18 protein-coding genes are annotated in these 26,024 nt (G+C 45.6%); 9 read left to right on the top strand and 9 right to left on the bottom strand.

The window, feature by feature from the left end; genetic code table 11:
* Positions 1 to 115: 115 nt before the first annotated feature.
* Positions 116 to 1,342 carry a threonine/serine exporter family protein gene (locus EP13_RS00505; protein ID WP_044055477.1) on the top strand — a complete coding sequence of 409 codons (1,227 nt, stop codon included), beginning with the start codon at positions 116 to 118 and terminating at the stop codon, positions 1,340 to 1,342.
* A 39-nt stretch (positions 1,343 to 1,381) separates the two neighbouring features.
* Here the strand turns inward: EP13_RS00505 and EP13_RS00500 are convergent, their stop codons facing one another.
* The 4 genes from EP13_RS00500 to EP13_RS00485 all read right to left on the bottom strand — a co-directional run bounded on the left by EP13_RS00500 (position 1,382) and on the right by EP13_RS00485 (position 5,683).
* A complete protein-coding gene (locus EP13_RS00500; protein WP_408605302.1) occupies positions 1,382 to 2,344 on the bottom strand; it encodes a DUF697 domain-containing protein in 963 nt (320 codons plus the stop codon).
* A gap of 2 nt (positions 2,345 to 2,346) precedes the next feature.
* On the bottom strand, positions 2,347 to 3,732 hold the full coding sequence (locus tag EP13_RS00495; protein WP_044055475.1) for a YcjX family protein: 1,386 nt from the start codon (positions 3,730 to 3,732) through the stop codon (positions 2,347 to 2,349).
* Positions 3,733 to 3,957: 225 nt separating this feature from the next.
* Entirely contained in the window at positions 3,958 to 4,719 is a 762-nt protein-coding gene (locus EP13_RS00490; protein ID WP_044055474.1) for an MBL fold metallo-hydrolase, read from the bottom strand.
* 40 nt (positions 4,720 to 4,759) lie between these two features.
* Positions 4,760 to 5,683, bottom strand: coding sequence for a LysR family transcriptional regulator (locus EP13_RS00485; protein WP_044055473.1), 924 nt, complete (start codon positions 5,681 to 5,683; stop codon positions 4,760 to 4,762).
* 174 nt (positions 5,684 to 5,857) lie between these two features.
* Between EP13_RS00485 and EP13_RS00480 the strand changes: the two genes are divergently transcribed.
* The gene (locus EP13_RS00480) at positions 5,858 to 7,078 is read left to right on the top strand and encodes an acyl-CoA dehydrogenase family protein (RefSeq protein WP_044055472.1); all 1,221 of its coding nucleotides are present in this window, start codon (positions 5,858 to 5,860) and stop codon (positions 7,076 to 7,078) included.
* A 106-nt stretch (positions 7,079 to 7,184) separates the two neighbouring features.
* On the opposite strand, the gene EP13_RS00475 is transcribed toward EP13_RS00480, so the two are convergent.
* The 5 genes from EP13_RS00475 to EP13_RS00455 form a co-directional block, all read right to left on the bottom strand.
* The gene (locus tag EP13_RS00475) at positions 7,185 to 9,911 is read right to left on the bottom strand and encodes a TonB-dependent receptor plug domain-containing protein (protein WP_231497899.1); all 2,727 of its coding nucleotides are present in this window, start codon (positions 9,909 to 9,911) and stop codon (positions 7,185 to 7,187) included.
* A gap of 302 nt (positions 9,912 to 10,213) precedes the next feature.
* Positions 10,214 to 12,307 (bottom strand): TonB-dependent siderophore receptor, encoded by a 2,094-nt coding sequence (locus tag EP13_RS00470; RefSeq protein ID WP_044055471.1) that lies wholly within the window; start codon positions 12,305 to 12,307, stop codon positions 10,214 to 10,216.
* 154 nt (positions 12,308 to 12,461) lie between these two features.
* The gene (locus EP13_RS00465) at positions 12,462 to 13,583 is read right to left on the bottom strand and encodes an ABC transporter permease (protein WP_197035940.1); all 1,122 of its coding nucleotides are present in this window, start codon (positions 13,581 to 13,583) and stop codon (positions 12,462 to 12,464) included.
* A 3-nt stretch (positions 13,584 to 13,586) separates the two neighbouring features.
* Positions 13,587 to 16,319, bottom strand: coding sequence for a ribosome-associated ATPase/putative transporter RbbA (rbbA, locus tag EP13_RS00460; protein WP_044055469.1), 2,733 nt, complete (start codon positions 16,317 to 16,319; stop codon positions 13,587 to 13,589).
* Complete coding sequence (locus EP13_RS00455) at positions 16,316 to 17,371, bottom strand: HlyD family secretion protein (protein WP_044055468.1); 1,056 nt, start codon at positions 17,369 to 17,371, stop codon at positions 16,316 to 16,318. The genes rbbA and EP13_RS00455 overlap by 4 nt, the downstream gene beginning before the upstream one ends.
* Before the next feature lie 350 nt (positions 17,372 to 17,721).
* Between EP13_RS00455 and EP13_RS18815 the strand changes: the two genes are divergently transcribed.
* From EP13_RS18815 to dndE, 7 genes are all read left to right on the top strand, one after another.
* Positions 17,722 to 18,150, top strand: a complete 429-nt coding sequence (locus tag EP13_RS18815) for a hypothetical protein (RefSeq protein ID WP_052364221.1) — start codon at positions 17,722 to 17,724, stop codon at positions 18,148 to 18,150.
* A gap of 115 nt (positions 18,151 to 18,265) precedes the next feature.
* Positions 18,266 to 18,946: a hypothetical protein gene (locus tag EP13_RS00445; protein ID WP_052364220.1), complete on the top strand. Its 681-nt coding sequence runs from the start codon at positions 18,266 to 18,268 to the stop codon at positions 18,944 to 18,946.
* Entirely contained in the window at positions 18,946 to 20,826 is a 1,881-nt protein-coding gene (locus EP13_RS00440) for a DNA phosphorothioation-associated putative methyltransferase (RefSeq protein WP_044055467.1), read from the top strand. Before EP13_RS00445 ends, EP13_RS00440 begins: the two co-directional genes overlap by 1 nt.
* 138 nt (positions 20,827 to 20,964) lie before the next feature.
* A complete protein-coding gene (gene dndB, locus EP13_RS00435; protein ID WP_044055466.1) occupies positions 20,965 to 22,050 on the top strand; it encodes a DNA sulfur modification protein DndB in 1,086 nt (361 codons plus the stop codon).
* Entirely contained in the window at positions 22,047 to 23,672 is a 1,626-nt protein-coding gene (locus tag EP13_RS00430) for a DNA phosphorothioation system sulfurtransferase DndC (protein ID WP_044055465.1), read from the top strand. Before dndB ends, EP13_RS00430 begins: the two co-directional genes overlap by 4 nt.
* Positions 23,669 to 25,657: a DNA sulfur modification protein DndD gene (gene dndD, locus EP13_RS00425; RefSeq protein WP_044055464.1), complete on the top strand. Its 1,989-nt coding sequence runs from the start codon at positions 23,669 to 23,671 to the stop codon at positions 25,655 to 25,657. Before EP13_RS00430 ends, dndD begins: the two co-directional genes overlap by 4 nt.
* Entirely contained in the window at positions 25,657 to 26,022 is a 366-nt protein-coding gene (gene dndE / locus EP13_RS00420) for a DNA sulfur modification protein DndE (protein WP_044055463.1), read from the top strand. The genes dndD and dndE overlap by 1 nt, the downstream gene beginning before the upstream one ends.
* Positions 26,023 to 26,024 lie beyond the last annotated feature (2 nt).

The following is a 26,024-nucleotide window of genomic DNA, read 5'->3' as shown; positions in this document are numbered from 1 at the left end:
TAAGCAGCCGTACAATCCGCGCAAAATTTAGCCAGCAGAGACGATGAAATAACGCCGACTTTGCTGGCGTTTATCTTATGATATTCACTTCTACAATATCGGTTAAGGAACTGCGTTGGATACCATTGAATTTATTCAAATTCGAAAATTCATTGTTAAGCTTGGCAAAATGCTGCACAAGTACGGTACGCCTGCGTTTCGGCTAGAGGCCTACCTCACTGAAATTGCCACTTATCTTGGGGTACATGCCTCCTTCATATCTACGCCAACCTCGTTAACGATTGTTATCTGGAGCGACAAGCACGAAGATGAATACAACCATGCTGCGCGCTTGATGCCTGGTGAACTAGACATGAACGCCTTGTCTCTTACCGACGAGTTGGCCAGCTTGGTACTTAAAGGCGAACTCTCCCTTAGCGAAGCTAATGATAAATTAGATGAAATTGACGCCATGGGCAGCTTGTATGGAAAGCTGCCTACCGGTATTGCCTACGGCATGGCAACAGGGGCATTTGCCATGTTGATGGGGGCGAGTTGGTCGGAAATTGGCTGGTCTAGCGCATTTGGCCTACTGGCCTATGTTTGGACGTTATGGTCTCAGCGCTCAAAGCGTATTAATTTAATGCTTGAGCCTATGACCGCGTTTATTGCCGGGCTACTGGCCTGTGCAATTGGAAGCTATGTAGACCCGGGAATTAATATTCCCTTGGTGGTACTGTCTTCAGTGATTGTGTTTGTGCCCGGCCTTGCCCTAACGATGGGATTAGCGGAGTTGTCTTCTCGCAACATGGTATCGGGTACCGCTCGCACGATGGACGCAGTCATGCAGCTGTTTAAACTTTACTTTGGTGCGTTTCTAGGGGTAACTGCAGGGTTTAGTGTGTTTGGCGAAAACGTATATACCCCTGCGGAATCTTTACCTTACTGGGCTACTTGGCTATCGGTACTGCTGCTGTGTATTGCACTTGTTGCCATATTCAGAACTCGGGTAAAGCATATTCCTTGGGCGTTAGCGGCAGCATTTATTGCCTACAGCGCCACGGCCTGGAGTGCAGATTATATGAGCCAAGGTTTAGGGGCTTTCGTGGGCGCATTCGCTCTTGGCTTATTTGCTAATGCATTTACGCGCATTGCGAATCAGCCGGCCACCATTGTGGCCATGCACGGGCTTATTGTGTTAGTACCGGGGTCGAAAACCTACATTGGTTTAAATTCTTTTATGACCGGGCAAGACTTTGTACAGGCCGATCACCTAGGGCAGGAAGTGTTTCTGATTTTTATGTCGCTAGTGGCTGGGCTCATTTTTGCCAACGTTATTATGCCCACAAAAAAGGCGCTGTAATTCGCGCCTTTTACTCTGATGCTGCTCACCGAACCTCGCTTATTTAAGCAACTTAATTAACGCTCGCCCTAGCCGTGCGTTTAAGGCGCCCGCAGCGATGGCTTCGGCAGAGTTTTCCATAAACTTAGCCGACAAACTGCCGCCAATTTGATTGGCCACTTCATCGGTAGCTAAATCGAATACCCCCTGAGCCGCAATGTTTTGCGCCAGCACTTTTAGCAGCTTCCAGTTGCCTGCCGTACTCGGGCGTAACCCATAAACGCGTGCCATGCGTCTTATAGTACGAAAGCTTATCCACACCACAGCAAAGGTTTGAATAAGGTTGTTTGGGCTAATAAATGCAAGGCTACCCGCCGTAATCGACTCTTTGTTGAGTACCTTATGGGCCTTTTCTTGTACCGGCGCAAGCACAGTATCTTCGTATAGCCCAAGCAATTCCGCTGCGCTCATGTCGTCTTGCACCGTTTGCTGATAGCGCATAAAACACTGGGCGGCATAAGACCCCCTGGAAAAGCGCTTTCCATGTTCATTCAACACACCACTTACCTGTTTCACGCGCATCTCGCTGCGTTTTAGTGGGGAGCGCTTTTCTTGCAACAAGGTACGTATATTCTGAGCATCATTCATGGCGGTATTCACTTGTTTATACCCCCGCCACTCTCTTAAGCTTAAATAACTAAAACTCGCCACAAAGCCCGCCAGTAACACACCTAAAATCCCCGTGCCAATGGGGTGTTCCGCCATATTGGCAGATAACGTGGTGTAGGCATCAAAAACAAAGAAACCCAATACTGAAAGTACGCCGAACACCAATGTTGTTACGCCAAAAGAAATACCTTCTTTTTCCACGTCAACCTGCCATGCATCTTGCTCTACTTGCACGGGCAGTTTTGTTTCAGGCGGCTGAATGTCGAGGGTTTGCGTTGTCACCTTAGAACGGTAGCGTGTAGAGGTGGTTGTGGGCGCCTTTTCATCATCGGCAGATGACGCTGACTTATCCATCATTATTCTCCTTTGCCCAGTAAAAATTGAAGCAAACGATCGACACCTTTGCCTGCCAGTATTCTGGCTTTGTAATCGTTTGGTACTTGTGCAGAAGGAACAGGGAAATGAGCCCCTTCCTCCATGTCTTTTAAGGTAGCAGGAATAGGCTCAAAGCTTGACTCCACGTAGCGACCATTGCTGTCTGTGTAGCGTATTGCTTGCGCGGAACTTCCCTCATCGGTTATTTGCATGGCTGACACCAAAAAGTGTTCAAACTCAATGGGTTTATCCTTAAACTTGGCTCGCGCACCTTCACTAACCTGATGTAGCAAATTAAGTAAATTTTCACGCTGACTGACAGGAATAAGGTCGGCTTTCGTGGCCACAAAGGCCACTTTGCCAATTTGTTCGCTCTTCAACACCTTGCGCGAGAACCAATTGCTTTGTCCGTACACAAAGGTATCGGCCAAATGGCTTAAGGTTTCTTTTAGCTGATATAAATGCTGTCGACTGTGATTTAGGCCTTCAAACAAATCCACCAAAATAATTTGTTTATCTGTTTCTTTAAAAATGGATTGCTTCAAGGGCGTTAGCCAATTGTTTTGAAAAGCACAAAAGTGCTTGTTAAACGCCTGATACCAAGGGTGCGACACATCGCTGGTAATACTAGACGGCAAGGGCGTAAAACCAAACTCCTGCCAGTTAAAGTCGCTTGAGTCGAGTAAAAAACTGCCCGGCTGCAATAGCGATATCCCCTCGCGCTTGGCGTAAATTAAATAGTTTCTGTAGGCGTGAACCAAAGCGTGAATATTGGCAGCAGTAGGCGGCTGTTCAAAATCGAATTGATTAATCACCTGCCTCCACGTTTCTGCATAGTACTGTTGTGGGCCACTACTTAGTTGCGCCCACGTAGAGTCTGACCATTGCGCATAGGTTTTGCTTAACATAGGAATGTCGGTAATCCACTCCCCTGGATAATCAATAAACTCAAACACCACATCGGTATGAGGCAGCAGGTGTTTTTTAAACGTGGCCGTTTGCTTTAGCCTCACCACCAGCTTAAAACCATATGCTTCTTCAGTGGCTGAAGGCCACTGCCCTTGCGCTAACGCAGCCACATTTTCCTGATGAGGGAACGCTTTATACCCGTCTAATGGCTCCACCCGCATATCCAGCACTTGAGAAGGCGGTAAATAACGTAGCAAAGGCAAGCACGCATAGCCCTCTTCACTACGGCTTTTTAGCATAGTGATTAAACTGGTGAACAGCATAGACTTACCGCTACGGCTTAACCCCGTAATCGTAAAACGGTGGGTTTCCTTGCTAAAAACGTCTGCCAATTTGTCGCCAGTTAGCGACGCAGCAGCCAAGGTTTTGTCTAACAGGGCAGCGATATTCTTCTGCATAATGGTAAGAGATATCCTTTGTTATTCTTCGATTAACCTAGGTGGCGATCTCGCACAACGCCTGCAGCGCCACCGTTCTCTACAGTGAAGCAAGATGCAAAACCATTAAAAGGGCTTATACAAGCCGCTAACCGGTTTACCAGTATAGGTATTAATAAATGTGGTTACTTGTACGCTAAAAGCAAGGGCAGTGCCATGAAGGGATAACGAAAGACAACGTAGGGGTTAATGTTCTTGGGTAAGCCCGAATAGCTTTTTCTTTATTCGGTTTTTGCTGGAATGCCAATGATTCTTTGGCTTGCGAGGTGCATTTAAAATAACATGCCCAAAGTTAATATCCCGGCGCGGGGTTGGCGGCACGTGAGCACAAAAAAATGTTTCAATATATGACTGCGCCAGCTTTTTCAAACTTTCTCGGTACTGGTTGGGGTGGCATAACGGATACGGCGGCACCAATTCTCCCTTAACCTTCACTAGCACGTCGGCAATATACGCTTGCTTAGTCGGTAAATGCACCACCGATAAATCATGATCGGTATGACCTGGGGTATATAGCACCTGCCAGTGGTTAAAATACGGCAGCGTGTCTTTGTCATTTAAGATGATATCCGGTGCTAAAACAGGATTATACCAAATAGGCATTTTACGCTTACCAATGCGACCGGCCACCCACCACGTTAATAGCAAGTCGATACCGTGCGCCGTGCGCCCAGCAACACCTTTGTACCAGTTAGCCGCCTTAGGATGGGCAGCCACCTTTGCGCCGGTTTTCTTGCGTAGTAGCATAGCCCCACCCGCATGATCAGGGTGCATATGCGTCACCACAATAAGCTTAAGTTGCGTAAGTGGGCGCTGTAGCGTGTGAGCAATGTAATCACATACGGCATTCACATCGGCGCGGCTGCATCCATCTAAAAGCAGTAACCCATCGTCGTGCTCTGCCAAGTAAATGTGTTGAATATAGCCCGATAGCGTATGTAATCTCATAATGCACCCAAATGTTAGCAGAATGTTATACTACCAAAGTTCAGCTGGTTAGACCAGATTCCGCGAACAACTGCAACATGAGCGACTTCAACCACATTAAACCTGGCTCTCCTTCCTGTTGGCTATGCCAATATAGGTGAGTTTCAAGGGCGGGTAACGAAAAGGGCAATGCCACAGAGGTAAGTTGGTTGCCTGAAACCGCACTGGCAATGGTGCCAGGTAAGGTAAGTATGGCATGGGTGTTGGCCACGACCTCCGCCGCCGCGCGGTAGTTTTGGCATCGCCATATAGACGGCCTATTCACCCCGAGTTGTTGCAATGCCACCTCCTCTACCGATGCCCCTTTTGCACGGTTAGACACCGTAATATGGCGCGCCGCTAAATATTGTTGCGCCGTAAGCGTGCGCACCAATGGATTCGCTTTATTCATTAGCACCCGGTAGTTGTCTTGTCGTAATAGGCAATGAGCAATAGGCGAAGACACCGCGCGACCAATATCAATGGCTAAATGAAGGTGGCGGTTGGCGAGGTCAGCAAATAGAGAGCCTCGTTGTAAGCGAGTACTTACAACCTCAACAAAAGGCGCTTCTCGTTCCAGCGTTTCTAGTAAAAGCGGCAGCACGCTGAGCTCTAACGACTCTTGCATAGCAATCACAAAACGCTGATGACTTTGTTTGGGGTCAAAATGTGAAAACTGCCCCAACGCACCACGTATTTGGCCTAAAGCATGTAAAATATCTGGGGCTAAGCGTTCGCAAGCTGCGGTAGGCAACATGCTTTGTTTTTCCCGTATAAATAGCGGGTCGCCCAACAGTTCACGAAAGCGGCGCATGGCGTGACTCACCGCCGAGGGCGTAATAAACAGCACTTCTGCCGCGCGGGTCATATTGCGCTGCAACCAAAGTGCCTCAAACACTTTCAGTAGGTTTAAGTCTAGTTTTTCAAACTGCCTGCTCTCACTCATAGCTATGCCTTCATCAGCGGTACTCTCAGTAGACGTTACCGAGTCAACCATAACCAGTAAATCATACTATGAATGAAATTCACAATTTCGTGAGACTATATTTCATTTCATTCACTACTGTGTTTTCTCTATGCTCGTGATAATCACGCCGTAGCGACAACATGGGGAATAGGTATGGACTTTTCACATAATGAAAAAACACAAGGGTTGTTAGATAAACTCGACAGCTTTATTGCAGAGCACATTGCACCCATTGAAAATGACGTGTACGACTTTCACCACAAAGAAAATAATCACGGTGACTGGACACGTTGGAAGCTTCACCCTGGCACAGAGGCCTTAAAAGCGAAAGCCCGTGACGCCGGTTTGGCTAACCTGTTCTTGCCCGACGCCGCGCTAGGTCAGGGCCTTACCACCTTAGAATACGCTCCCATGGCAGAACGTATGGGCAAGTACCTATTTGCGCCTGAAATATTTAATTGTAACGCACCTGATACCGGCAATATGGAAGTGCTTTACCATTTTGGCAGTGAGGCGCAAAAGGAAAAATGGCTTAAGCCGTTGCTGGCCGGAGAAATTCGCTCGGTGTTTGGTATGACAGAGCCTGATGTTGCGTCATCTGACGCCACCAACATGGCAGCCACTATTATTGAAGATGGCGACGATGTTGTGATTAACGGTAAGAAATGGTGGTCTACCGGGTTAGGCCATCCCAATGCTGACATCACGATTTTCATGGGTTTATCTAACCCAGAGAACGACAAACACAGCCGCCATAGCATGGTGATTGTGCCGCTAGACACACCAGGAATAACCATTAAGCGAATGCTAGACGCCTATGGTGATTACGACGCACCGTATGGGCACGGCGAAATGCACTTTGACAATGTGCGCGTAAGCAAAGACAACCTAGTGATGGGGTTAGGCAAAGGCTTTGCCATTGCACAAGGCCGACTAGGCCCCGGCCGCATTCACCACTGTATGCGTGCAATTGGCATGGCAGAGAAAGCCCTTGAACTTGCCCTACAGCGAGGCCACGAACGGGTAGCCTTTGGTAAGCCCATTATTCGACTAGGCGGAAATTTAGAACGGGTTGCCGACGCGCGCATGGCGATTGAACAAGCGCGGTTATTAACCCTTCATGCCGCATGGAAGATAGATAACCTAGGCGTTAAACATGCCATGACAGAAATATCTGCCATTAAAGTGGTGGTGCCGAATATGCTGCAAAACGTGGTAGACATGGCGTTACAAATTCACGGTGGCGCGGGTATGTGCAGCGACTTCCCACTGGCGCGTTTTGCCGCCGGCGCAAGAGCACTGAGGTTGGCCGATGGCCCTGACGAAGTGCACAAGGGCATGGTGTCGCGATTAGAGCTTAAAAAGTACCAGTAAACCTGACTTAACGCAGAAACAACAAGGCCGCTAATTAAGCGGCCTTTTTATTGATTGCATTTGCATTGTACACAACGGCCTTGTTATCAAGGCCGCTGATTATAGCTTAGTAAGTGTAACGTGCCTGCACGTACCACATACCCCCGTTAAAACCAAACGGGCTAGACTCAGAGTAAAGCTGGCCTAAGCTACCTGCATCAGGGTTTTCTTCAGGGTATTCGTCGAACAGGTTGTTGACACCCACCACAAGATCGAGGTTTTCAGTGTAGGAGTACACGGCTTCAACGTCGATAAGAATAGCGGGGTCGATGTCTGCAACACCATTACCTGTGTCGTCCCAACTACCGTAGTAGTTAGCACGTACCAATGTACGTAGTTGACCTTGTGTGTGAGTCCATGAAATGTTACCACGCAAGTTTGGCAGTAAATCTTCAATGGCAGACACACGATCGTCGTCAATAGGGTTCAGCGTACCTACATCATCAACGGTAGTTTCGTTGTAGTTAGCCGCCAAGGTTAAACGAGAGTTACCTTCCCATAAGTCGAAGCTGTAGTTACCCACTATATCAACACCTCGAGTAGTGGTATCAAAGCTGTTCGAGAAGAATCGGAATTCAGACAAGTCGTCTAAACCAATATAGTCAGAACGGTCGATAATGCCAGAGGCGTCTAGCTCTGTTAACGCTTCAGACACAGTAGCGTAATCTGTACCGCCTCCAGCGAAGTTAAGCGCATCAAGGAAGTCTACGTTTGCGCCCAGTGCCACACGGTTTTCAAGCTCGATGTTATAGAAATCGACTGTCCAACTTGTATCAGCCACGTCGACCGAGAAACCAAACGAGAAGTTAACCGCTTCTTCTGGCCCTAAGTCTGGGCGGCCATTGCCTTGGCTTTCAATGAAATCAGCTGCAAGCTGACCCGCCGCTGATGATAATGGCAGCGTACCTTGGTCAACCAACACACCGTTTACGTTTTGTGTGGTAACGTTAGTAATGTTAGCTTGCCCTGCCGTTGGAGCGTGGAAACCCGTTGAATAGGCACCACGAAGACGGAAGTCGTCGCTGACATGATAGATACCCGCAATTTTAAAATCTGTGGTGTCGCCAAACTCACTAAAATCTTCACGACGTACCGCGGCTTGTAGCGTAAGTTCGTCTGTTACATCGGCTTCTAAATCTACATAGAACGCCGTGCTATCTTGAGACGCACTGGTAGAACTAGGGAAACCACCAAATCCGTTGGAGCTTGATGAGAAACCTTGGCTAGCCAGCGGGCCTAGGGCATAAGAGGCTTCATCACCGGCGAACAGGTCGAACTCTTCTTTACGATATTCAGCACCAAATGCCACGTTAAGATCTGACACTAAGCCTACATCTACACCGTACACAAAGTTAAGGTTAACTAGCGTTTCGGTTTGCTCTTGGCCGCCGGGCACAAAGTCGCGCGGTGTATCAGGGCCTAAAGACGCATTAATAGTGTTCTTAATAAAGAAATCGGTGCGGTTTGAGCCACGCTGTGCACTTACGTCGTAGCCAAGGCCAGTGCCAATATCTAAATCGCCACGTACACCTACGGTAAACGCCATGTCTTCGTTATCACCACCAAAACGTGGTACAAAACCTTCAGGAATGGTTTCAATAAACGAGAAACAGTTATCGTCGGCGGCCACTTGTGCGAGCAATGTTGGGTCTGGGGTAACGTTGCCTTCACCACCGATAGGGATACCATCAATACAACTGCCACCTACACCAACGCCATCTAGGTCACCCACCAATATTGAGTGCACGCCATCTTCATCTTCTAAGCCAGTAAGTGGGTCCACCGTTGGGCCCCTATAAACACCACCGCGCTGGCTGCCTTCGGTAACTGGGTTACGGTAAAAGAAACCGCCCGTTACTGTGCGCTTGCCGTAGTTACCGAATAAATACAGCTCGGCTTTATCACTTAGCTCGTAACCTGAGTTAATGAAAACTTTGTAATCATCTTCAACGTCTGGCTGGCCCCAGTATTGTGGTACTTCATTGGTATAGGTATTAATGGTAGAAAAATCAGACTGCGTGATATAACCCGCGTCCACCATGCCCGCCACATCATCGCGAACCACCGAGCGCACAGTACCTTCAACATCACGAATTTCACCGGTGACGTTGACAAAGCCTTTGTCGCCTAACGAGAAACCTGCATTGGCAGAAATGGTATAGTTGTCGCCATCGCCTTCATAGGTAGACCCGTAATTCGCACGGAACTCAAAACCTTCGTCGTTATCACGTAGTAAAAAGTTTAGTACGCCGGCAATGGCATCTGAACCGTACTGTGACGATGCACCGTCACGCAATACTTCTACTTGCTTAAGCGCCAATGAAGGAATAGCTGAAATATCTACACCTTGCGCACCGTCTGAAATACCGCCGCCCAAGAATGAAATGATAGAGCCACGGTGACGACGTTTTCCGTTAACCAAAACCAGTACGTTATCTGGTGATAAACCACGCATGTTAGCGGGGCGTACAATGGTAGCGGCATCACTGATTGGCTGGGTGTTTACATCGAAAGACGGCACGTTGGTACGTAACATGTCTTGTACGTCTGACGACGAGTTCGAACGGAACTCTTCACCAGTAATAACATCAACAGGTACCGGTGAATCGGCCGCAGAGCGGTTGCTCATACGCGTACCGGTAACAATAATATTTTCAACGTTCTCCGCCCCTTCTTCCGCTTCTTGCGCGAATGAAGGTGCCGACATTGCCGCTAAAAAGGGCAGCGAACTCGCCATAATTGCAGAGGTTATTCGATTAAGTTTTCTGCCCTTAGAGGCATGTGTAGTTTTCAATGTGTTTCTCCTTCAAGAACCTGGCTTCAAGTGGTTTTTATTGTTGTAGATTTGTAATGGGTGTGGGGTGAGTAGATTTACCTTCAAAACAAGATAAACAATCTACTCATCTGCGTTTATTGGAATAATATTTCTCATAAATCGAGTAAGAGAAATTTTTATCATCATTAAAGCAAACGTTAAATCCTACTTTAGAATAATATGGTTTATTATGAGAGTCACTGAGATGAACAGGAAAGAACACAAAAAAGGGAGCCGCTGTTGGGCTCCCTTATTGATTTTACATGCGTAAATTTAGCGAATTAGAACGTATATGATGCGCTAAGTTGAGCATTAATACCCGCACCGTAGTAACCCACTGTGTGAAGGCTGTTGATATATTTCTTATCGAAAATATTATTAATGTTCAAACGCAAGGTGAAGTCTTCAGTTACCGCTTGCGAGGCATATAGATTACCTAAGAAATACGCACCTTGTGTAACATTGTAGGTGGTATTGCTCACTTCAGATTGCCATTTACCGCCAACACCTACTTCAAATTCAGGGGCAGCAGGTACGGTATAGCCTACTTGGAAGGTAACAACGTCGCGAGCAGCCCATTCATTAGCGTCTGCGCCATCTTCGTCTTCCACATCAATCATGGTGTAAGCCGCTTGTACACGAAGCGCGTCTGTAACTTGACCCACCATTTCAAACTCGAAACCACTCGACTCAACCGATACACCTTCATAATAAAACTGAGCGGTTTCAGGGTTAGTACCCGCATACGATGCCAAGTTATCTTGCTCGGCCGTAAAGTAAGCCACGGTAGTTAATAGGGCGTCATCAAACCACTGAGCTTTTAACCCAGTTTCAAAGTTTTTACCCTTGGTAGGTGCCAAATACTGGCCCGTAATGTCGTACTGTTCTTGGGGCTGATAAACATCTGAGTAGCTTACGTATGCGTTCACAGTGTCGCTTACCGAATAGGTGGCCCCTAAGTAAGGGCTAAATTCGCTTTCGCTATTATCAATATCCACGGTATTGTTCACACCACTACGCTTGAAATCAATGGCGTTGAAGCCAGCAATAATAAACAAGTCGTCGGTTACTGACAGCTTTGCAGAACCAAAGTAACGGGTAAGATCTTGCGAAATTTGAGAGTAAACCACAGGGTCTTGCCAATCAGGCTCTTCAATGGCATCAAGCGCGTACGGGAACGCTGGCGTTGGGCCATAAGCCACAGTGGTGGCGTAGTCAAAAGGATGAACAATAGAGTCATCATCACTGGTGGCATGGCTAACACCTAAGTTAAATTCATGCTCGCGGCCAAACAGGTTGAAGTTACCAAACAACCGGCTTTCCACCAGGTGCGCATCACGTTCAGAATCGTATCTGCCTGGCCAGCCACTAAGGCCTAAATTGGTTTCTTTGTCGATGGTGCCAGAAGCGTAAAACAACTTGCTTTGATCTTCAAAGTCACGGTAGTTATAGCTTACCAGTAACTGCCAATCGTTATTGAATACATAGTCTAATTCAACAAACGCGTTAGTGGTTTCGGTATCCCACATGGCCCATTCTTGCGACGTGGTGTTGTTAATGTCCCACTCTGCTTGGGTGCCATCACTGTAATTAAAGACAAGGCCGCCCCACGTGTTGCCGTCGGTGTTGGCATCTTGATAAGACAAACCAAAGGTTACGGTTGCGTTGTCGGTAAGTTGGCCGTCTACTACGCCGTATAAGAATGAACGGTCGTTTTCTAGGCCATCAATGTGTGATTCTTTGTCTTCAATACTGCCCACTACACGCGCAGCCCAACGGCCGTCTTCGGTTAGCAGCACAGAGTAATCACCTTGCGCACGCATAAAGTTGTATGAACCTATGCTTACGCCAATATCGCCACCCTCTTCATTTTTAGGGCGTTTACGAACATAGTTAATAGTACCCGATGAATTGCCCACCCCGGTTAATAGGCCGTTGGCACCACGAATGACCTCAATTTGTTCATAGCCGTACGCTTCAACCGCGCCAGTGACAATACCCCAGTTATTAGGCAAGCCAACACCGTCAATTTGGGTGTTCTTAATTTCAAAACCACGGGCCGTGTAGTTAGTACGGTTAGTTTCCCATTCTTCTACGTTGATACCGGGGGCAAGTTTTAGCGCATCGTTGATGTTAAATGCGCCAAAAGATTGCATAAGATCTTCTGAAACAACACTAATAGACTGAGGCGTTTCACTAATTTCCATCGTTAAGCCAGTGGCACCTCGGCTAACGCGGTTTTGGCGTACGCCAACAATACGTACAGTTTCGATGTCGGCTTCGTCAACTTCTGGTGTATCGTTTTGCGGTGTTTGTGCTTGTACTGATAGCGCCAGCGCAAGTGGCGATAACGCAAATAAACGAGTTAGTTTCATGGTTTTCTCAGATTTTAGTTGTTGTGTAGCGTGATGATTTATTTTTCGCACGCAGTATAAATCAAAGAAAACAAAATTCAAATGATAATTATTACTATTAACATCTTGGCGGTAAGGATTTTATTTTAAAGCGAAAGCACAAGCCTCTCTGCCGTTACGCCATACTGCCAATTGTGCTTTTAAAGCGCTTTAAGGCAACAAAGTAAAACACGCAGCCAATCGCCAAAAGCGCAAGCAGTTGAGGGTAAATAACGCTGATACCTGCACCTCGATACAGCACACCTTGAGAAGCCATAACAAAGTGAGTGTTCGGTGTAAGCAACATAATATTTTGGATGAATGCTGGCATGCTTTCTCGGGCTGTGGTGCCCCCCGACAACAGCTGTAAGGGTAAGAGCACCAATATAAGCAACAGGCCAAACTGGGGCATTGAACGGGCAATGGTGGCCATAAAAATACCCATACTGGAAATGGCAAAAAGCTGAAGCGCCACTGCCACCATAAACAGCCACACATTACCGTTAATGGGCACCCCTAACGCCCCTTGTATTACCCCATACACCGACATTAAGGTAACCGCCCACACCACAAGGCCGGTGGCGGCAATTTTCGATAGCATAATTTCGCTGTCTGATACTGGCATAGCAAGCAGGTGTTCAATGGTTCCTCGCTCTTTTTCTCGAATTAGCGCCGCGCCAGATAAAATAATGGCAATCATGGTCACCGCGTTAATTAACTCCATCACAGAACCAAACCAAAAGCTTTCTAACGCAGGGTTAAACCGCGCCCGCATCACTAGCTGTACTGGGTAGGTGGTGTCGGTTTTATAGCCCTGCAAATAGGCGCTGACTTCCTCTGTGATGATTTCAGTAATGTAACCATTGCCCGTAAAAGCCTGACTTATACGGGTGGCATCTACATTTACCTGAACATCAGGCTGTTGCCCTTGTAGGGTGAGTTTTTCAAAGTTTGGTGGAATGGTCACCACAAAGGTGAATTTGCCGGTGTCGAGGTACTCATTCACCTCGCTGTATTCAATTAGCTGTGGAGGAAGAAAATAAGGCGGCACGAAAGCATCGATAATTCTATTCGATAATTGCGATTTGTCGTGATCAACAAAGGCGATGGGCGCATTGTGCAACGACTCAGGCACCGCCGTGGCCGCGGTGTAAATATTAACCGTAAACACATACACAATAAGAATAAGCATGGCGGGGTCGCGCCATAGGCTCCAAAGCTCTTTTATGCTTAACTGGGTAACATTTTTCATATTCACTGTTTAGCGCTCCTGTTTGTTTAACAAAACAGTGGCAAGCCACAGCGTAATAGGAATAGCAATGGCGATGGCAAATACCGCAAAATCTAAGGTGCCAAAGCCTAAGCCTTTGCTGAATATTCCCCTGCTGGCCAATAAAAAGTAACTAACCGGGTGCACTTCCCCTATTAACCGCCCTGCCCCCTCTAACGCCGAAACCGGCGTTATCATGCCGGCAAACTGCACCGCGGGCACCATGGTGCCAATAGTAGTAAGCAAAATGGCGGCAATTTGACTGTTAGTGAACACCGACGCAAGCAAACCAAAACTGGTTGAAAAGGTAACAAACAGCAACGCGATAACAAATAAGGCCAGCACATCCCCTTTAAGGGGCACGTTAAACAGCCATACTGCCATGGCCACTAACAACAAGAAGCTGATAAACGAGGTAGCAATATAAGGAAGTTGCTTACCTAGCAAAAACTCAAGTTTGCTCACCGGGGTGACATATAAATTGATAATTGAACCTAGTTCTTTTTCTCGCACCACCGCTAACGAGGTAAGTAAAGCCGGGATCATAAGCAGCAACATGGGAATTACCGCAGGCACGATGGCCACTAAGCTACGAATATCTGGGTTGTACAAATAGCGAGACACCACATTAATGCTACTACTCGATTGCGCTTGACTCATTTGCGAAGCTTGCTGCAATAGCCACTTTACGTGAATACCTGTTACGTAGCCTTCTATGGTTTCAGCCCGCGAGGGCATGGCGCCGTCTATCCATGCGCCTATCTCCACCTGCTCGCCCTTGTGAACATACTGGCCAAACTCAGGGGGTATCTCAACGGCAAGGGAAATTTCGCCGCTTTTCATTCGCTTGTCCATATCCGCATAGCTGGTAATCGCGGGCTTTTCATCAAAGTAGCGGGAGCCAGACAGTGCATTGCGGTAGTCTAGGCTAATGGATGACTGGTCGCGGTCGAACACGGCATAGGATAAGTCTTCTACGTCCATGGTAATGCCGTAGCCAATGACGACCATTAACACCATGCTACCTAAGAACGACATGGTTAAGCGAATAGGGTCGCGCATAAGCTCTAAGGTTTCTCGCGACGCATAACTCAATAAGCGCCGTAACCCTTTCGCCCGCCTGCTTGGCGTTTGTTGTGTTGTTGTAGACGCAGCTAGGGCTAAACCCTGTTCGCTGGCATTGGTGTGGGTTGAAGGCGTTTGCGCTTCCACCAAATATTCGATAAACGCGGCTTCTAAGGTATCGGCAGATTTTTGCGCCTTTATGGCTTCAGGGGTATCGGTTATTAGCACTTTGCCTGCGTGCATAAGCGAAATTCTATCGCAGCGAGCCGCTTCGTTCATAAAGTGGGTAGAAATAAAAATAGTCACGCCATCTTGGCGCGCTAAGGTAATAAGCAACTGCCAAAAATTATCTCGCGCTATTGGGTCTACCCCCGAGGTGGGCTCATCAAGAATAAGCACTTCCGGCTTATGCACCATGGCCACGGCCAGCGACAAACGCTGTCGTATACCTAAAGGTAAAGCATGAGGTAAATTGTGTTGATGCTGGGATAAGGCAAAGCGGTTGAGCATTTCATCTACCCGCCCTTCAACCTTAGTGGCAGGCACTTTAAACAGCTTGGCGTGTAACACCAAGTTTTGCCTAACGGTAAGTTCGGTATAAAGAGAAAAACTTTGCGACATATACCCCACGCGATAGCGGGTGTTAATGTCGTTAGCGGCAAGCGGGCTACCCAGCAGCCACGCCTCGCCTGAGGTTTGCGGTAACAACCCGGTTAGCATTTTCATGGTGGTCGATTTACCGCATCCATTAGAACCTAAAAAGCCGAATATCTCACCTTTACCAATGGTAAAACTCACCTTGTCTACTGCCACAAAATCGCCAAACTTCATGGTGAGTTTTTTCGCTTCAATGGCGGTTTCACTATGAATAGCCGCGTTGTACGGCTGAACCTCCACGCTATGGTGGTGGTGTTTTATCTCGCTAGGTAACAGCGCAATAAACGCCGACTCTAAGTTACTGGTTTGGGTGCGAGCCAGCAGGTCTTGCGGCGAACCTGTAGCTAATATCTTTCCCGCGTTTAACGCAATTAAGTGGTTAAATTGCTGGGCTTCATCCATGTAGGCGGTAGCCACCAGCACCGTAATATTCGGTTGCGCGGTGTGAATATCGCGAATAAGCGACCAAAACTGGCTTCGCGCTAGGGGATCTACCCCTGTGGTGGGTTCATCAAGAATAAGCAAGCGAGGGTCGTGAATTAATGCGCAGCACAGCCCCAGTTTTTGTTTCATACCCCCTGACAACTTTCCCGCCGGGCGTGATAAAAAAGGGTAAAGCCCAGTGCGCTTAGTGAGGTTGTCTATACGTGCCCGGCGCTGTTTGCGGCTATTGCCAAACAGCTTGGCAAAAAACTGCAGGTTTTCTTCCACCGATAACGTGGGGTACAGGTTTTTACCCAGCCCTTGAGGCATATAGGCAATGTCGGAACAAATCGCCTCGCGGTGCTTTTTATCCCGCATGTTGCCGCCAAGCACCTGCAAGCTGCCCTGCTGCATCATACGCTCGCCCGCAATTAAACTCAGTAAGGTAGACTTACCCACACCGTCGGGCCCAATAATGCCTACCGTTACCCCAGCGGGAATACTCAGCTGAATGTTATCGATAGCTGTCGTGCTTTTATAGCGCACCGTTAGCTGTGAGCATTCAATGATATGACTCATTCGTGTACCAGTTCGGGCAGGTCGCTAGGCCACTGGGCATCATCACTTAATTTCACCCACACCACACCGGGTAGCCCGGTTTTTACTTTATCGATGTGCTGCTTTAATAGCGGTACTGGCACTTGCGCTTTAACCCTAAACATAAGCTTTTCACGTTCGCTTTGGGTTTCCACTGAACGAGGGGTAAATTGCGCCACGTCAGCCACGTAAGAAATGGTGGCAGGAATAGCCATGTTAGGGGCAGCATCTAGCACAATACGCGCTTCACCGCCCATGGTGAGCTTACCTACCTGTGAAGCCGGCAAGAAAAAGGTCATGTACACGTTGGTTAAATCGACCAAACTAAGTACACGGCCGCCGGCCCCCACCACTTCACCAGGCTGCACTACCCGATACTGAATACGGCCGCTACGGGGGGCTTTTAAAACCATGTCGTTCATTTCTGATTCAATTTGCGCAATGGTGGCGTTGGCGGCATTCACCGCAGCAAGGGCCGAATAGTATTGAGAACGGGTTGCTTCAATGGTGGCGGCGGCGGCAGTTAAGCGCGCCTTAGCTGCATTAACCGCGGCTTTTGCACTTTCAACCGTGGTTAAATTATCTTCGGCAAGCTGCTTAGACACCGCCCCAGTTTTGGCCAATTCACTGGTACGCGCCGCATGCGCTTCTGCCGCTTTTAATTCCGCCTTAGCTTGTATAAGCGCAGCCTCTAGCGCCGCCTTTTCACTTTCCCGTTGGGCAATCGCCATATTGGCGGCTTCTACCGCACTTTTTGCCTGTTCGGCTTGCGCTTTCGCTTGTTCAAGTTGACTGTTAATGGTGGCGGTATCTAGCTTAGCCACCACATCCCCCGCTTCTACCCTGTCGCCTTCGTTAACGTAAATGTCTTCCACCCGCCCTGCCACTTTGGCAGAAATACCAATTTCAGTGGCTTCAATACGCCCATTCCCCGACACCACATTGGTAACGTCAGGGTCGCTAAACATAAGGCTGCCCACCACAATTAAAAACACGACAAGCAAAATAGATAATATAAACGGCGTTTTTTTCACAGCGGCGCTCCCTGTGTATGAGGATAAAGGTAGGTGGCGATAACAGCTAGGTATACCGCTTTACTATACAAAGGTGGGGAATTTTAGTTTTGCGGTAAATCAATGTTTTGAACAGTTGGTGATCAAGGTAATGAAAGAACTCTGGGTAAGCTACATTAATTGAGTTACCGGACTCGGGCGGCTGGTTTACTGTTGGCTAATTAGTAAAAGAATTAGGAACATCAGTTTAACTAGCGCCCTTCTATAAAGGGCAAACTTTAATCACTTAGAAAAAATGGGCCTAGTCAGTTTCAAAAAACATTGGTACTCTCCGCACCCGAATTTTAACGTTCGTTTAATGGAGTATCTAATTGAAAACCAGTTGTTTTTTTAAACTTTCTTTAATTATTTTCTCTTTCATCATTCTTAGTGGCTGCATGGCGACCCCAAGATATCTGACTAGCCCATCTCAGAATGCTTTTTATAAGCTAGAAGACGCTCAAATCATTTCTAAAACAAAAGAAATAATGTCTTACGCATTGAAGGACCCTGATTCAGCTAAATATAGAAACATTCGTATCAGCGTAATAGACACTGAATCAGTTAAAAGCAATCCCGAGCTTTTAGAAGGTGCTGTTCAGTGCGTTTGTTTCGATGTAAATGCTAAGAATAGTTATGGAGGCTACACTGGCTTTAAATTGACGGGACTTTATGGTGACGGTTCAATTATAGATAATGCACACGTAGACTTGTTTTGTAACAGTAGCTATAAAACATACAAATATTTAGATGCTAAATAGCGTTAATACAAAAGGGTAAGATTGATGAAACAAGGATGTTTCGTTTAATTTTTTATTTTGCGTACCGCTAGTTTTATGTGAACCTGATACTCTAATTGGCAACTAAGAATCCAATATGAGTGAATTAACTAGCACAGAAACTAAAACGATACTTAGGATCACCGACTGCCAGTTAATGCACTTGCGAACACTCGGTAAGATTGCGTTTGAAAAACGCGGAGGTTCTTTTTTTTATTCATTACCCAACGGGCACTCGGCACTTAACCACCCGCTAGGAAATGCTTTATTGAACTGGCATAAGAAAAAACATGACTTCCCAAAAACTAACGAGCCAATAAAGCAGAAATCGAAATTAGCGCTAGAGCGATTACTATATGAAGTTCTTCTACCTGTAAACCGTTCTTTAGGTAATCCAATAATTACATATGGCTTTACTTCGTTCGAACTAAAGAAACATATCCAAAAGTCATCACCTAGCGGCACTGCCCCGACACTAGATCAGCATTCATCATACGAAATCAACAGTGCAGGTAGACAAATATGTAGCCGGGGTGGTGCTGCGTGTGATTTCTACATTGAAGGCCTTCCAACTTCCAATATCGTTCGTTTCATTACGCAAAAGCTAAATTACGATCGTATTTACTACTATGGTAATAAAAGGCCACTTCATGTCAGTATTCATTTAACCGACCCGCTCAAGCACCTGCAAATTATGTGTGAAAGCGAAAATGGTAGGCGCTATCCAGGTAAAAAGGCATTTGGCGATCAAGCAATAATATTGGCAGAGGGGTTGTAGTGGACGCAGCTTTATTTAAATCGTTGGTTGATAAATTGGAAGTAGGAAAAAAGCTTCCCGATGCCATTTACGTGCATGACAGCACATTAATGCAACTACCGGATAAACTACGCAACGTTGTTTTAGCTGTTGGCAAAGCGCTGAAAATCCCTCGGGAGCACTGGAACTTAATCAAGCTTTCTAGAAAGCAGTTTTCATTAAGTTTATTGCACTACCCCACTTTTGAAGAAGAGTCTTACCCCGCCTTAAAGCAAAGTGTAACCGTAGACCTGCAGAAGCTATCTCATAAAGTAACAGACTATTCTAACTACGATAACCCGCCTATTCTTCACCGCAAAGAAACCATGGTTTTGCCCGACCATCCGCAATACGAAGAGTTTAAACAGATTACCGAAGAGGGTGAGCAAGCAGGCCTTTATGACAACTCGCGGCATATTGGGTTTAAAGCGTCTTGGGAGGCTTTGATAAATGCGCATGGCTACGAACTTGTAGACGGGCGCTTGTTTCGAAACTCTGCATTACTACTTAATAAAGATGATAAAAAAATTGAGCGCGATAAAACCGCAATAGTACGCTACGAACTATCGGCCCCAATGAAGGTGTTAGCAAAGCACGGCTTTCTGGAGGGTCAATATTCCATATTTGATTACGGGTGCGGTAGAGGAGATGATCTTCGAGAACTTGAAGCGCATGGGCTAGATGCTCTCGGGTGGGATCCAAATTTTCTGCCAGACGCAGATAAAGTAAACGCTGACTTGGTTAACATTGGTTTTGTAATTAACGTAATTGAAGAAAGAAACGAACGTATGGAAGCTATCCAAGGCGCTTGGGCCCTTACCGATAAGCTTCTTGTTATCTCGGCTATGCTGGCAAACGAAAGCTACCTTGCTAAGTTCACGCCATATAAAGATGGCATTATCACTAGTCGAAATACCTTTCAAAAGTACTTCACGCAAAGCGAACTAAAAATGTTCATTGAGCTGAGCTTAGATGAGTCAGCCATTGCAGTAGCCCCCGGGATATATTTCGTATTCAAAGATAAGTATCTAGAACAAGATTATCTTCAGAACCGACATAAGCGAACGCGAACTTGGGAGCATAAGTCTAAGCCTGTTGATATCAAAGAAGCCAATACACAGCTTTTATTCACCAAACACAGCGAGCTGTTTGAGGAATATTGGAAAACTTGCTTGTTACTAGGCAGAGCACCCGCGAAAGATGAATTTGGTAAGGCTGACGAGTTAATAGAACTTGTTGGCACTATGAAAAAAGCTTTTAGGCTGTGCCTAAACTTTTATGGCAATGGTGACTTAAATATTGCTCAGCAAATGCGCACCGAAGATTTGCTCGTTTACTTCGCAGTGGGCCACTTTGGTAAAAGAAAGCCATACAAATACCAGCCAGAGCAAACAAAACGTGACATAAAAGCCTTCTTCGACACTAACAAAAATGCACAAACGCTAGCGAAAGAACTTCTCTTTCAAATAGCAGATGTAGAGATGATAGAAGCTGAATGCTTAGAAGCCCATAAAACCTTGCCTAAAAGCGTATTGGCAGAAGAATTCCAGAAGCCACACTCTTTAACCTTTCATAAACAATACTTAGATTTGCTGTCGCCACTGTTGAGGGTGTACGTAAGCTCAGCCTTGCAACTTTATGGTGAACTTGAAGACATACAGCTAATTAAAATCCATATAAATTCAGGTAAACTCACTTTACTAGGTTATGAGGATTTCGAACAGAGCAGCGCGCCCAAATTAAAAGAAAGAGTTAAGATCAAAATGGCGGATCAAGATGTGGACTTTTTTGATTATGTCGACGAGCATTCCGATGCTGTATTGAGTAACAAAGCAGATTACATCTGCGAAAATCGAGCCTAAAGTCCAGCTCACCCTTCTTTTCCCAAAGATGTATACTCTCAGCTTTCAATAATTAAATTTTACGTAAAAAAAGATAAATTATTTACTTTCACAAAAAATTACGTAAAATTTTTACGTAGTAATCAAGGAGGGTAAATTTTGAATACTTTAGATAATGATTTCTGCTATTCCTTTCCAGCAGTTCGTGGCGTTCAAGCCGGAAGACCATTTTACATTGCAACTTGCCCTCTTCGTATCATACCGAAAATCTTTATTTACGATGAAGAAGAAGTGCCGCCAGAGTTACGTGCTCAGCGCACACTGAATAAAACTCGAATTCCAGAGATGAGTAGGTATTTGGTTGACAATCCAGATGACTATGTTTTTTCAGCACTCACTGCATCAGTAGGCAGCGAAGTTTCATTTATAGAGCAAGAAAACGCACCCAATATTGGCACGCTAAAAGTCTCTATGAATACGAGCATTCTAATCAATGATGGGCAGCATCGCAGAGCTGCAATTGAAGAAGCGATTAAGCATAAGCCAGAGCTCGGCCAAGACAATATCGCAATAGTGTTTTACATCGATGAAGGGTTAAGTAGAAGCCAACAGATGTTTGCCGATTTAAACCAGCATGCAATCCGCCCTTCCTCATCGCTTTCAACGCTTTACGATGATAGAGACCCAGGCGCGCGCGTAGCAAAATATCTTGCGAATAACGCCAAGCCATTTATTGGGTTCACCGAAATGGAAAAGGGAAGCATCCCGATAAAGAGCAATAAGATTTTTGCTCTAAGCGCAATCAAACACGCAACTAGAGCGTTGCTAGGAAAAGGCCCCAAAGACGACATTTCTGAAGATGAAAAACAGTTCGCTTTGCAGTTTTGGAATTGCATTAATGATAATATGCCCGAGTGGCAATTAGTACAGGATAAAGAGCTTGCTGTAGGTGAGTTTCGTCAAGAATATTTGACGGCACACGGTATCGCCCTTCAAGCCATTGCGATTGTTGGGAATCACTTATTGGACTTTGCTGAAGAAGAGAGAATAGCAACGTTGGAAAAGCTTAACTCTGTCAATTGGCGAAAATCCAACCCTGAATGGGTTAAACGCGCAATGATGCACGGCAAGCTATCCAAAGCTAGCTCAAACATATTTCTCACAGCACTAGAAATTAAACGCCAACTAGGGCTTGAGTTATCTCAAGATGACCTTCAAAAAGAAAAAGATTTATTAGACTCATGACATTAGCCAAGCAATTCGATCTCGAAGACTATATTGAGTTCATCGAGCAGGAAGAGTTTTCTGGTCTCCCACTAAAAGACTACGTAGCCAACGTTCAGCGCGTTTATTTACAAGATACTAGACCATGGGTTATTGGCTACAGTGGGGGTAAAGACTCTTCTGCTGTAATGGTACTTGTTTACTTAGCGCTATTAGGTTTAAAACCTGAAGAACGCCACAAACACGTGTTTGTCGTTGCATCTGATACATTGGTTGAAACGCCTATTGTAGTAAACCACGTAAACCGCTCTCTTGAGGCAATTCAGCGAGGCGCGGCGCGCGATAAGTTACCCATCACTTCGCATAAAGTCGTTCCTAAGACGAATGAAACTTTTTGGTCGAACCTTCTTGGTAAAGGCTATCCCGCACCTACACGTAATTTCCGCTGGTGCACTGAGAGAATGAAGATAGACCCAGTAAGTACTTTCATTACCGACAAAGTAAATCAGTATGATGAAGTTATTGTAGTTCTTGGCTCTAGATCGCAAGAAAGTGCTTCACGTGCACAAGTTATTGCTAAACACAAAATTGATGGCTCAGACTTGGCGAAGCACACTACGCTATCAAATGCTTTCATTTACACGCCAATTGATATGTGGGCTGTAGATGACGTCTGGAAAATTCTTCGTTTTTGTCATCTCGAGCAACAAGAAACTCCCTACGGTATGAAAAATAAATGGTTCGACAAGTATGACCTTGAGTGGGAAACACCATGGGGTGGTAAAAACCTTGTTTTATGGAACCTTTATAAAGACTCCTCTGGTCAGGGCGAATGCCCTATGGTTATTGATGAGACAACACCCTCTTGCGGTAATTCTCGCTTTGGCTGCTGGACATGCACCGTTGTCACAAAAGACAGAGCAATGGAAAGCCTAGTGCAAAATGGTGAAACGTGGATGCTGCCTTTACTTAAGTACAGGAATATATTGTCACGTAGCACCTCTCCAAAGCTTAAGAAGAAATATCGGAGCCACATAAGAAGAGACGGTAGGTTAGCGTTTAAAACGCTTCGTGAAGATGGCGAGAAAATTTTAACCGACGATTACACTACAGGCCCTTATAAGCTGAAGTATCGTAAAGTTGCCTTAAAGTTACTTTTGAATATTCAAAAGCAACTAGCAGATTCGGGTAGAGACGTAGAGCTGATTACCGTGCCTGAGTTACACGCGGTGCGTCATGAGTGGTTAAACGACCCTAATGAGCCTGATTGGGACGATGATTTACCTATTATTTTCAACGAAGTCTTTGGTTACGACCTTGACTGGTCTGTTGATGATACTAACCAGTTTAGTAGAGAAGATGCTGCGCTGATAACCGAAATAGCACCAGAATACGGTGTTTCTCCTCAGCTTGTTAAAAAGCTCATCGATTTAGAAATTTCAATGTCTGGGCTTTCCCGACGCACTGGTATTTACAAAAAGATAGGAAGGCTCATCCAGCAGGATTGGGAATCAGCCGAAGAAATTATTAAACAGAATAAAGACAGTAGGCAAAATCAAATTAATCAGTCGAAAGAAGTGCAAGACTACGAAGCAGAGTTAGCCGCCATCACAGCATCCTTAAATAAGGAGATGCAGTTATGATTTTTAAAAAGCTAACCATGAAGAATTTTCGAGTGTTCAACGGCGAGCACTCTCTTGATTTACAGCCTAAAAAGGATGGCCTGCTATCTAAGCCGATTATTCTGTTCGGCGGTTTAAATGGTGCAGGTAAAACATCTATTCTTACTGCCATACGACTGCTTCTGTTGGGAAGACGAGCGCTTAGTTCTATTCCAAATAATAAAGAATATGCAGACTACCTTTCACAGCAGTTAAATAACAAAGCAAAAAAAGAAGATAACTCGGCAAAAGCATCAATTAGCCTAGCGTTTACACACACTCATCAAGGTAAACACGGCGTATTTACAATCACTCGTACTTGGGGCGTTGATGGTAAAGAAAAGATAAGCTTTGAGCACGCAGACGAAGATTCAAACTTAACCTCAGAACAAATTCAGTCAGTTATTTCAGAAATGATTCCTCCGGGTATAGGAGACCTGTTCTTTTTCGACGGTGAGAAGATTGCTGAATTGGCTGAAGATGATACAGGAGTTTACCTTAAAGAAGCGGTTCAAAAACTGCTGGGGTTGGATATTATAGAAAGGCTGAATATTGATTTAGATATATACCTTAATAAAGAAAGTGAAGGTAAAGCTTCAGCCACTATCCAAAAAGAAATTACGGACCTTCAAAAGCAAAAAGAAAGCTTTAAAGCAGAAGCAGAAGCTTACAAAGAGCAAGCGAATGAGCTGTACCCGAAGATTACCAGCCTTCGCTTTGAAATGAGTCAAATCGAAAAAAGCATTCAAGAACGCGGTGGTGCTTTTGCTATCACAAGAGACGAAGAAAAAGGCAAACAAAAGTCGCTAGAACGTGAAATAGATACCATCAAGGGCAAGGTACTCCACGAACTAGATGGTGCATTTCCTTTGTCTTTAGCGCCAAACGCCATAAACGGGCTGTTCCAACAACTTGCTAAAGAAAAAGAACTTAAGGCTAAACAGTCTTTCAACGAGCATTTTCTAGCACAAACTGAAAAGCTTGCTACTACATTGTCATCGGCGCTAGCGGCAGATGAAGTACAAGTTAATGAGCTACTTAAAACCTATATGGAATCTGAGGGGCGTACCAATGCTGAAGGTACTATAAACCTAGATATCTCTGATAGAGAATTCCACCAGCTTGAAAGTTTACGCGACGATGCAAGTGAATCAAAAGCTAGGCTGAGCAACACCCTATCGGAATTAACTGCAGCCGAATCAGACTTAGACTCCCTAACGCTCAGAATTCAAAGAGCGCCAGACGAAAAAGAACTGATTGGTTTATATGAGCGCTTACGAGAATTAGACAAAGCAGTGGCAAAAGAAAAAGACGTTTATAAGGATGTACTTCAAAAAGCACAAACGTCGATGGCTAAAGCGCTGGAACTAGCTAAAAGACTTGAAAAATTATTTAACCAACAGAAAAATGAAAAGTCGTTGCAAAAGGCGGTTGCACGAGTGAGCTCAACACAAGGTGCGTTACAGGAGTTTTCTAAGCAGTTAACGCAACTAAGAGTTGCCCAACTTGAAGAGCTATTTGCTTTGGCTTACCGAAAGCTTGCTAGAAAAGAAGATTTAAAGCTGACAGCAAAAATAAATCCTGAAACCTTCGATGTAGCACTAGTCGACCTGGATGGAATGGAAATTAATAGAAAGTCGCTTTCTGCTGGCGAAAAGCAAATTTTTGCTTTCGCAATACTAGAAGCCCTAGGTAAGTTATCAGGGAAAGTACTGCCTGTTGTTGTAGACACTCCGCTTGGCAGACTCGATTCTAAACACAGAGATAAGCTTATAAAGCACTATTTCCCAGAAGCTGGCGAGCAGGTCATTCTTTTGTCTACAGATACCGAAGTCGATGCTGATTTCTACTCCATTTTACAGCCAGAAGTGTCGCATGCGTTTGAAATTAACTTTGACGAAGCCACACGCTGTTCCTCAGTAACCGAGGGCTACTTCTGGGAAAATGAAAAAGCGGAGATTGCCTAATGCTACCTAATAGAATGCAATTATCACGTACTGTGGAAGAGCAACTTAAGAAGTTAAAAGGCTACACTGGAGTAACCCCAAACGTATCAGCTCGTATCGCATTTTTCCGTTCGATAGAGTCTGACTTCAGGTATGACCCAGCCACAGAGTACGCCACCAATGGAAGTTTGACATTGGATAAGATTACTTGGCTAGGGCGCACTCAAGAGATGACAGAGCTTTTGTTGAAACATACTTACCCTGATTTAGAGGGTAAGCAGCTTCAACAAGCTTGGGCTGCTCATGTTGAGCATGGGGTTGGAAATCTTCGAAACTTTAGAACCCTCAGAGACATATCAGCTTATAGTATAAAGTCTAAAGTGTAATT

The organism is Alteromonas australica (genome assembly GCF_000730385.1).
Lineage (GTDB): Bacteria > Pseudomonadota > Gammaproteobacteria > Enterobacterales > Alteromonadaceae > Alteromonas > Alteromonas australica.
Note: the sequence above shows the minus strand (reverse complement) of the source record. Positions and strands in the feature narration are given on the sequence as shown.

Bases quoted from the DNA above. Each gene is read 5' to 3' on its own strand.
- EP13_RS00500 (WP_408605302.1), bottom strand. From the start codon at position 2,344: ATGGATAAGTCAGCGTCATCTGCCGATGATGAAAAGGCGCCCACAACC.
- EP13_RS00495 (WP_044055475.1), bottom strand. From the start codon at position 3,732: ATGCAGAAGAATATCGCTGCCCTGTTAGACAAAACCTTGGCTGCTGCG.
- EP13_RS00490 (WP_044055474.1), bottom strand. From the start codon at position 4,719: ATGAGATTACATACGCTATCGGGCTATATTCAACACATTTACTTGGCA.
- EP13_RS00485 (WP_044055473.1), bottom strand. From the start codon at position 5,683: ATGAGTGAGAGCAGGCAGTTTGAAAAACTAGACTTAAACCTACTGAAA.
- EP13_RS00480 (WP_044055472.1), top strand. From the start codon at position 5,858: ATGGACTTTTCACATAATGAAAAAACACAAGGGTTGTTAGATAAACTC.
- EP13_RS00470 (WP_044055471.1), bottom strand. From the start codon at position 12,307: ATGAAACTAACTCGTTTATTTGCGTTATCGCCACTTGCGCTGGCGCTA.
- rbbA (WP_044055469.1), bottom strand. From the start codon at position 16,319: ATGAGTCATATCATTGAATGCTCACAGCTAACGGTGCGCTATAAAAGC.
- EP13_RS00445 (WP_052364220.1), top strand. From the start codon at position 18,266: ATGAGTGAATTAACTAGCACAGAAACTAAAACGATACTTAGGATCACC.
- EP13_RS00430 (WP_044055465.1), top strand. From the start codon at position 22,047: ATGACATTAGCCAAGCAATTCGATCTCGAAGACTATATTGAGTTCATC.
- dndD (WP_044055464.1), top strand. From the start codon at position 23,669: ATGATTTTTAAAAAGCTAACCATGAAGAATTTTCGAGTGTTCAACGGC.
- dndE (WP_044055463.1), top strand. From the start codon at position 25,657: ATGCTACCTAATAGAATGCAATTATCACGTACTGTGGAAGAGCAACTT.